Source organism: Tabrizicola sp. (genome assembly GCF_016792905.1).
Lineage (GTDB): Bacteria > Pseudomonadota > Alphaproteobacteria > Rhodobacterales > Rhodobacteraceae > Tabrizicola.
This window is the reverse complement of the sequence record NZ_JAEULP010000054.1, coordinates 46,071-53,823: the sequence shown is the minus strand read 5'-3', so window position 1 is coordinate 53,823 and position 7,753 is coordinate 46,071. Positions and strand designations below refer to the sequence as shown.

General features: G+C 64.9%; 7 protein-coding genes. 4 read left to right on the top strand and 3 right to left on the bottom strand.

Features of this window, described 5'->3' with window-relative positions; all coding sequences use genetic code 11:
• The 4 genes from JNL31_RS11495 to JNL31_RS11480 form a co-directional block, all read left to right on the top strand.
• Window positions 1–1,004 (top strand): glycine betaine/L-proline ABC transporter ATP-binding protein (locus JNL31_RS11495; RefSeq protein ID WP_294973363.1); only part of this gene is annotated, 1,004 nt, incomplete at its 5' end.
• Window positions 1,004–1,942, top strand: a complete 939-nt coding sequence (locus tag JNL31_RS11490; RefSeq protein ID WP_294973361.1) for a proline/glycine betaine ABC transporter permease — start codon at window positions 1,004–1,006, stop codon at window positions 1,940–1,942. The genes JNL31_RS11495 and JNL31_RS11490, both read left to right, overlap by 1 nt.
• Window positions 1,943–1,963: 21 nt before the next feature.
• Entirely contained in the window at window positions 1,964–2,947 is a 984-nt protein-coding gene (gene proX / locus JNL31_RS11485; protein ID WP_294973359.1) for a glycine betaine/L-proline ABC transporter substrate-binding protein ProX, read from the top strand.
• A 65-nt stretch (window positions 2,948–3,012) separates the two neighbouring features.
• Window positions 3,013–3,963: a GlxA family transcriptional regulator gene (locus tag JNL31_RS11480; protein WP_294973357.1), complete on the top strand. Its 951-nt coding sequence runs from the start codon at window positions 3,013–3,015 to the stop codon at window positions 3,961–3,963.
• A gap of 52 nt (window positions 3,964–4,015) precedes the next feature.
• On the opposite strand, the gene JNL31_RS11475 is transcribed toward JNL31_RS11480, so the two are convergent.
• The 3 genes from JNL31_RS11475 to JNL31_RS11465 all read right to left on the bottom strand — a co-directional run bounded on the left by JNL31_RS11475 (window position 4,016) and on the right by JNL31_RS11465 (window position 7,578).
• Complete coding sequence (locus JNL31_RS11475; RefSeq protein WP_294973355.1) at window positions 4,016–4,945, bottom strand: ABC transporter substrate-binding protein; 930 nt, start codon at window positions 4,943–4,945, stop codon at window positions 4,016–4,018.
• An 86-nt stretch (window positions 4,946–5,031) separates the two neighbouring features.
• On the bottom strand, window positions 5,032–6,036 hold the full coding sequence (locus JNL31_RS11470; protein WP_294973354.1) for an ABC transporter permease: 1,005 nt from the start codon (window positions 6,034–6,036) through the stop codon (window positions 5,032–5,034).
• 15 nt (window positions 6,037–6,051) lie between these two features.
• Window positions 6,052–7,578, bottom strand: coding sequence for a sugar ABC transporter ATP-binding protein (locus JNL31_RS11465; protein WP_294973353.1), 1,527 nt, complete (start codon window positions 7,576–7,578; stop codon window positions 6,052–6,054).
• Between the last annotated feature and the right edge of the window lie 175 nt (window positions 7,579–7,753).

The following is a 7,753-nucleotide window of genomic DNA, read 5'->3' as shown; positions in this document are numbered from 1 at the left end:
GGCAGGCGATGGAGGCCGTGCGCGCCAAGGGTCTGTCGAAAAAGGCGATCCGCGAGGAGTTCGACTGTGTCGTTGGCGTGCAGGACGCAAGCTTCAGCGTGGGCCGGGGCGAGATCTTCTGCATCATGGGATTGTCGGGGTCGGGCAAATCCACCCTGATCCGTCATATCAACCGGCTGATCGAGCCGACCTCGGGCACGGTCTATATCGAGGGCCAGAACGTCAACGCGATGGGTGCCGAGGCGCTGCGCCGCTTGCGCGCCGAAAAGATCGGCATGGTGTTCCAGTCGATGGCGCTGATGCCGCACCGGACGGTGCGGGACAACGTGGCGTTCTCGCTGGAAGTGCGGGGGGTGTCGGAGGCGGAACGCGCCAAGGTCGCGGCCAAGGCCATCGACATGGTGGACCTGACGGGCTGGGACCGGAAATACCCGGATGAGCTGTCGGGGGGCATGCAGCAGCGGGTCGGCCTGGCGCGGGCGCTGGCGGCGGACCCGACGATCCTGCTGATGGACGAGCCCTTCAGCGCATTGGACCCGCTGATCCGGCGGCAGTTGCAGGGCACGTTCATGGATCTGTCGGCAGAGCTGCACAAGACGACCGTCTTCATCACGCATGACCTGGACGAGGCGATCCGCATCGGCGACCGGATTGCCATCATGAAAGATGGCGTCCTGGTGCAGATCGGCACGCCGGAAGAGATCGTCACCAAGCCCGCCGACGACTATGTGGCCGACTTCGTGGCCGGGATTTCCAAGCTGGACCTGGTGACGGCAGCGCGGATCATGCAGCCCTTCGGTGCCTATGTGCAGGCGCAGGGGCCGCAGGATACCGGCGGCTGGCCGATGGGCAGGCCGGAAATGAACCTGAACGAACTGGTGGACCTCGCGGTTGGCACCGACCACCCGATCCTGATCGCGGCGGAGGGCCAGCCGGTCGGGGTGGTGACGAAGCGCGCGCTTCTGCGCGGCATCCAGGGACGCGACGAAGAGAGGGCAGCCTGATGGCAGACGAAGGTTTCAACTGGCTGAACCCCTTCGCCTCGGTCGACCTCGGGATCGCGACCTGGGCCGACGGGATCAAGCATTGGGCGATCTCGCACCGCGAGATGATCCAGCCGATCAAGCAGTTCTTCGAGACGGTGATCGTCGGCATCGAGAGCGCGCTGCAGGCGACGCCGCCGGTGGTGATGCTGGTGGCACTGGTGCTGATCGCCTGGCAGGCGGCGGGGCGGCGCGGGGCCATCGTTGTCGGGGCCTGCCTGGTGATCCTGGGGCTGTTGGCACCCGAGGCCTGGGGGCTGGCGATGACGACGCTGGCGATTGTGGCGGCATCGGTCATCCTCTGCGTGGTCATCGGCCTGCCGCTGGGGATCCTGGCGGGCAAGAGTGACCGGTTCGAGGGCTTCATCCGTCCGGTGCTGGACACGATGCAAACCATCCCGGCCTTCGTCTACCTGGTGCCGGTGGTGATGATGATCGGGATCGGCAATGTCTCGGGCGTGATCGTGACGATCATCTTCGCCCTGCCGCCGCTGGTGCGGCTGACCTCGCTGGGCATCCGGGGGGTGAACCCGTCGGTGGTCGAGGCGGCGCGGGCGTTCGGCGCCAGCCCGGGGCAGATCCTGCGCAAGGTCGAGCTGCCGCTGGCGACGCCGACGATCCTTGCCGGGCTGAACCAGACGATCATGCTGTCCCTGTCGATGGTGGTCATCGCCTCGATGATCTCGGTCAAGGGGCTGGGGAACGAAGTGCTGCGGGCGATGGGGCGGCTGGATGCGGGCAAGGCCATCGTCGGCGGCCTGGGCATCGTGATGCTGGCCATCGTGCTGGACAGGATCACCCAAGGGCTTGGCCGGTCGGGCCGGGACCGCGGGCATCGCCATTGGTGGGAGACCGGGCCGGTGGGCCTGATCACTGCCATGTTCAAGAAGACCACCTGACAACCAACTGGGAGACACCTGATGAAACTATTCGCAACTACGGCCCTGGCGCTGGCGCTTGCCGTCCCCGCCTTTGCAAATGACAAGCCCGGCGAGGGCGTGACCGTTCGCCCGATCATGCCGACGCAGATCGAAGAGCACATGCAGCACCTGATCCTGTTCAAGGCGCTGGAGGACCTGGGCTATACCATCGCCACGCCGAACGAAGCGGAATACCAGACTATGCACCTCGCCGTGGGCGCGGGCGACGCCGACTTCATGGCGGTGAGCTGGGACGTGCTGCACGACGCCTTCTTCCAGGAAGCGGGCGGCGATGCGGTGATGTCGAAGGTCGGCACGCTGATCGACGGCGCGATCCAGGGCTACATGGTCGACAAGGCCAGCTATGACGCAGGCGTCACCGACCTGTCGATGCTGAAGGATCCCGAAGTGGCCAAGCGCTTCGACGCCGATGGCGACGGCAAGGCCGACCTTGCGGGCTGCATCCCCGGCTGGGGCTGCGAGCGGGTGATCGAGACGCATCTCGACGCGCTGGGGCTGCGCGACACCGTCACCCACAACCAGGGTGCATATCCGGCGATGATCGCCGACGCGATGGCGCGGAAGGACAACGGCGGGTCGATCCTCTACTATACCTGGGTCCCGTACTGGGTCGCCGGTGAGCTGGTCCCGGGCAAGGATGCGGAATGGCTGTCGGTTCCGGCGGGCACCCCGCTGCCCGATGGCGCGACCGCGAACACCGAGTTCAACGGCAAGAACCTGGGCTTTGCCGTCGACTCGATCCGCGTGGTCGCCCGCAACGACTTCCTCGAAGCGAATCCGGCGGCCAAGGCCCTGTTCGAAGCGGCGAAGATCGACATCAACGACGTCTCGGCCGAAGCGCTGCGCATCTCCAAGGGCGAGGACAAGCCCGAGGACCTGAAGCGCCATGCCGACGAATGGATCGCCGCCCACCAGGCCGAATACGACTCCTGGCTGGCTGCGGCCCGCGCTGCGGCGAACTGATGCCTGACAGATGAACGGGAGGGGCCGCCTTCCGGGGCGGCCCTTTTGCATGTAGGGTGCGAGACATGAGCGAGACCCAGCATTTCACCTTCTTCCTGCTGCCCGAGTTCACCCACATCGCCTTTTCCTGTGCGCTGGAACCGCTGCGGATCGCCAACCTGGTCTCGGGTCGGCCGCTTTACCGCTGGACCCTGGCCAGCGCGGACGGCAAGACGGCCACCTGCTCGAACGGTTCGGTCACGCTGACCGAGGCGGGACTGGAACCCACGCATCATGCCGACCGGCTGTTCGTGATTTCGGGTGTCGATGTGCAATCCCACACCACCGCGCCCGTGCTGAACTGGTTGCGGCGCGAACGGGCGTCGGGCACGCCCCTGGGTGCGATCTGCTCGGGGGCCTATGTGCTGGCGAAGGCCGGGTTTCTGGACGGGGTGGAGACGGCGGTCCACTGGGCCTGGCACGACCTTTTCACAGAGGAGTTCCCGGACGTCCGCCTGGTGCGCAATGTCTTTGTCGCGCGGGAGAAGATCATCACCGCCTCGGGCGGAACGGCGGCGGCGGACCTGATGCTGCACCTGATCGGCAAGGCGCACGGGCAGGACCTGGCGACCGAAGTCGCGGACCAGATGGTCTACAATGCCGTGCGCGAAGGCACGGCGGCGCAGCGGGTATCGGTGCAGTCTCGGCACGGGATGCGCAACGAGCACCTGAAGCGCGCCATCGCGATCATGGAAACCAGCATCGAGACCCCGGAATCCCCCAGTCTGATCGCCGAGGAGCTGGGCATATCGACCCGGCAGCTGGAACGGCTGTTCGCACGCTACCTGAACTCCACCCCAAAGCACTATTTCATGGAGATGCGCCTGAACCGGGCTCAGAATCTGCTGGTGCAGACCGAGCAATCGGTGACGGAAATCGCCATGGCCTGCGGGTTCCAGTCGACATCGCATTTCTCGAAAGTTTTCCGCAGCCATTTCGGCCGCTCGCCCCTGGTCCAGCGCGCAAAGATCGGCTGACCGGCAAAGGGACCCTCCCCCGGTTTGGCCGGAGGAGGGGTGCGCGCAAGGATCAGTCGTACAGGACCGCCGCGATTTTCGGGTCGGTCATGTTGGTCTTGTCGTACCAGTAGAAGCCGGTGTCGATGACCTTGGGCAGGGTTTCGCCCGCCAGCGCCTTCACCAGGCTGTCGACGACGCACTGGCCGATGCCGACCGGGTTCTGGGTGATGGAGCCGATCAGGGTGCCCTCCATGATGGCATCCTTCTGGCTCTTGCCCGAGTCGAACCCGACCCCGACGATGTTGGCGCCCGATTCCTTGATCGCGACCGAAAGGCCGATGGCGGCACCTTCGTTCGAGGCAAAGAAGCCCTTGATGTCGGGGTTCGCCTGGAGCATCGCCTTGATCGTGTCGGTCGCCTTCACAGCGTCGTTCGCGTACTGGACGTCGACGATCTCGATTTTCGGATAGGCTTCCTTGATCCGGTTCACGAAGCCGTCGTGACGCCCGATCCCGGTGGCCGAGGTCTGGTCGTGGATCACCGCCGCAACCTTACCCTCTTCACCGATGGCCTTGGCCAGCCCATCCGCCGCTGCCGCCGCTGCCGCGACGTTGTCGGTGGTGCAGGTGGTCAGCGGCAGGTCGGATTCGACGCCCGAGTCGAAGGCGACGATCGGAATGCCCGCATCGGCGGCCTTTTGCAGCGCCGGAACCTGCGCCTGGCTGTCGAGCGCGGCAAAGCCCAGGCCCTGCGGATTCTTGGCGATGGCAGCGTTCAGGATGTCGGTCTGCTTGTCGATCTCGGCCTCGGTGTTCGGGCCCTCGAAGGTGATCGTCACGCCATTGCGCGCGGCAGCCTCTTCGGCACCCGCCTTCACGGCCTGCCAGAACTGGTGGCTGAAGCCCTTGGCGATGATCGGGAAATAGGTTTCGGCGAAGCTCGGCGCCGCGCCGAAGGCAAGGCCGAGGGCCAGTGCCGAAGTCATGAGGGTCTTCTTCATTTCTCACTCCCTTTGGGTTAGTCCGGTGCGGTCTGCGCATCCGGGTCGTCACGTCAGTGGTGCCTGGCAGGTGTTGCTCCTCCTGCTTAGGCCCGCTTCCGCAGGACGATGTCGATGAACACGGCGACGATGATGATCACACCGGTCACGACGATCTTCCATTCTTCCAGAACGCCCATCACGCGGAGGCCGTTCGTCAATACGCTCATGATGAAGGCGCCGATGATGGTGCCCATGACCGTGCCGCGCCCGCCTGCCAGCGAGGTACCGCCGATGACGACCGCCGCGATGGCATCAAGTTCATAGCCAAGCCCCAGCGCCGGCTGCGCCGAGTTCAGGCGCGACGAAACGATCAGCCCGGCGATGCCGCAGATCCCGCCGCAGATCGCGTAGGTCAGGATCTTCCAGTTGTCGATGTTGATCCCGGACAGCCGCGCGGCCTCTTCGTTCGAGCCCAGCGCAAAGATCATCCGGCCGATGATCGTGCGGTTCAAGACAATCGAGGCGATGATCGCGACGATGAACATGATCATGACGCCGTTCGGGATTTCGACCCCCGGGATAAGCTTGGAGATCGTGCTTTCCGGGGACAGCAGGCTGTAGCTGGGCGTATCGTTGAAATAGATCGGCTTCGCCCCCGAGAAGACCAAGGCAAGGCCACGGGCGATCTGCATCATGCCGAGCGTGGCGATGAACGGCGGAATCTTCAGCTTGGCAATGACGACGCCCGAGACAGCACCCATGAAGGCCCCGGCCGCGATGGCCGCAAGGATGCCGATGGGCAAGGGCATGCCGAGGTTCGTCAGGACAAGGCCCGCCGTGACCGCGGTCAGGGTCATCATCGTGCCGACGGACAGGTCGATCCCGCCCGAGATGATGACGAAGGTCACGGCGACGCCGAGGACACCGTTGACCGCAGTCGCCTGCATGATGCCGACGGCGTTCGCCCCGGTCGCGAAGTTGTTCGCGAAGATCGAGAAGAACAGCACCAGCGCGATGAGCACGACGAAGGCGACGGCCTTCTGCAGGGTGGCTGCGGACAGGAAGCCCGGCTTGCCGGTCCCCGATTTGTCCATGGTTGTATCGGACATTCTGGCGTCTCCTGTTCAGGCCGCTGTGGCGTTGCGCTGGGTCGCCAGCGTCATGATGTCTTCCTGGGTGGCGGTGCGCCCGTCGAGTTCGCCGGTAATCCGGCCTTCGCACATGACCGCGATGCGGTGCGACAGGCGCAGCACCTCGGGCAGTTCGGATGAAATGACGATGATCGACTTGCCCTGCGCGGCCAGTTCCTCCAGCAGGCGGTAGATTTCGGCCTTGGCGCCGATGTCGATGCCGCGTGTCGGTTCGTCGAAGATCAGGATGTCGCAGTCGCGCAAGAGCCATTTGCCGATGACGACCTTCTGCTGGTTGCCGCCGGACAGAAGCCGGGTGACCTGGTCGACCGAGGGGGTCTTGACCCGCAGCTTTGCGACATATTCCTTGGCGACCGCATCCATCGCCGCATCCCGCATGAAGACGCGGCCAGAGATGTAGCGGCGCCAGCTGGCCATGGTGATGTTGTCGCGAACCGACATGCCCGTCACGAGTCCGAAATGCTTGCGGTCCTCGGACAGGTAGGCGATGCCGTTCGCCACCGCGTCGGCCGGCGTGGCAACGCGAGTCTCGCGCCCATGGATGCGGATCGAGCCGCTGTCGATGGGGTCGGCGCCGAAGACCGCGCGGGCGACCTCGGTCCGGCCCGCCCCCATCAGGCCGGCAAAGCCCAGGATCTCGCCCTTGTGCAGCGTGAAGCTGACGTTCTTTATGACGTGGCCGCGGTTCAGCCCCTCGACCCGCAGAACTTCCTCGGTCGTGCCATGGCCGGTCGCCCGGTGCTGGTCGGCAAGCTCGCGCCCGACCATCATCTGGATGATCTTCGACATCGGCGTCGCGGCGGCGGGCAACGTGTCGATGTACTGGCCGTCGCGCATCACGGTGACGCGGTCGGCGATGCGCTTCACCTCGTCCATCTTGTGGGTGATGTAGACGATGCCGACGCCATTGGCCTTGAGGTCCTCGATCACCGCGAACAGGTGCTCGACTTCGGTCTCGTTCAGGGCGCTGGTCGGTTCGTCCATCACCAGGACGCGGGCGTTGTAGGACAGGGCCTTGGCGATTTCCACCAGCTGCTGGCGGGCGACGGTCATGTGCCCGACCTCGGCGCCCGGGTCGATGCCGATCTTCATCCGCTTGAAGATCGCGGCCGCGTCGCGCTTCATCTGGTCTTCGTCGACGAAGAGGTTGAACGCCTTGCGCGGCTCGCGACCGATGAAGATGTTCTGGGCGGCGGTCAGGTGGTTCATCAGGAACAGCTCCTGATGGATGATGCTGATCCCGCGCGCTTGTGCCGCCTGCGGACCGGGCAACACGGCGGGTTCGTCGTCCACCCGGATCTCGCCCGCATCGGGCTGGTAGACCCCGGTGAGGATCTTCATCAGCGTCGACTTGCCCGCCCCGTTCTCGCCCATCAGGGCATGGACTTCGCCGGGGAACAGGTCGAACCGCACGTTGTGCAGGGCCCGGACGCCGGGGAAGGATTTCTCGATCCCGAGCATCTCGATCACGGGCCGTCTGGCTTCGGGCTCTCCCGGCATTGGCTGTGTTCCTCCCCCTTCTCGACGCGGCCGACGACCGATTCCGGTCGTCCTCTCCTGGCTGGGCGTCAATTAATCAGATTCTATGATTTATGTCCATGCTATTCGATCCCCCACGAATTTGCAGCAGAGTCAGGTGTCTGTCTTCAGATTCGTTGGAGGGATTGTCGCTTGT

Excerpts from the sequence above, each read along its gene's own strand:
- JNL31_RS11470 (WP_294973354.1), bottom strand. The coding sequence starts at position 6,036 with ATGTCCGATACAACCATGGACAAATCGGGGACCGGCAAGCCGGGCTTC.
- JNL31_RS11475 (WP_294973355.1), bottom strand. The coding sequence starts at position 4,945 with ATGAAGAAGACCCTCATGACTTCGGCACTGGCCCTCGGCCTTGCCTTC.
- JNL31_RS11490 (WP_294973361.1), top strand. The coding sequence starts at position 1,004 with ATGGCAGACGAAGGTTTCAACTGGCTGAACCCCTTCGCCTCGGTCGAC.
- JNL31_RS11480 (WP_294973357.1), top strand. The coding sequence starts at position 3,013 with ATGAGCGAGACCCAGCATTTCACCTTCTTCCTGCTGCCCGAGTTCACC.
- JNL31_RS11465 (WP_294973353.1), bottom strand. The coding sequence starts at position 7,578 with ATGCCGGGAGAGCCCGAAGCCAGACGGCCCGTGATCGAGATGCTCGGG.
- proX (WP_294973359.1), top strand. The coding sequence starts at position 1,964 with ATGAAACTATTCGCAACTACGGCCCTGGCGCTGGCGCTTGCCGTCCCC.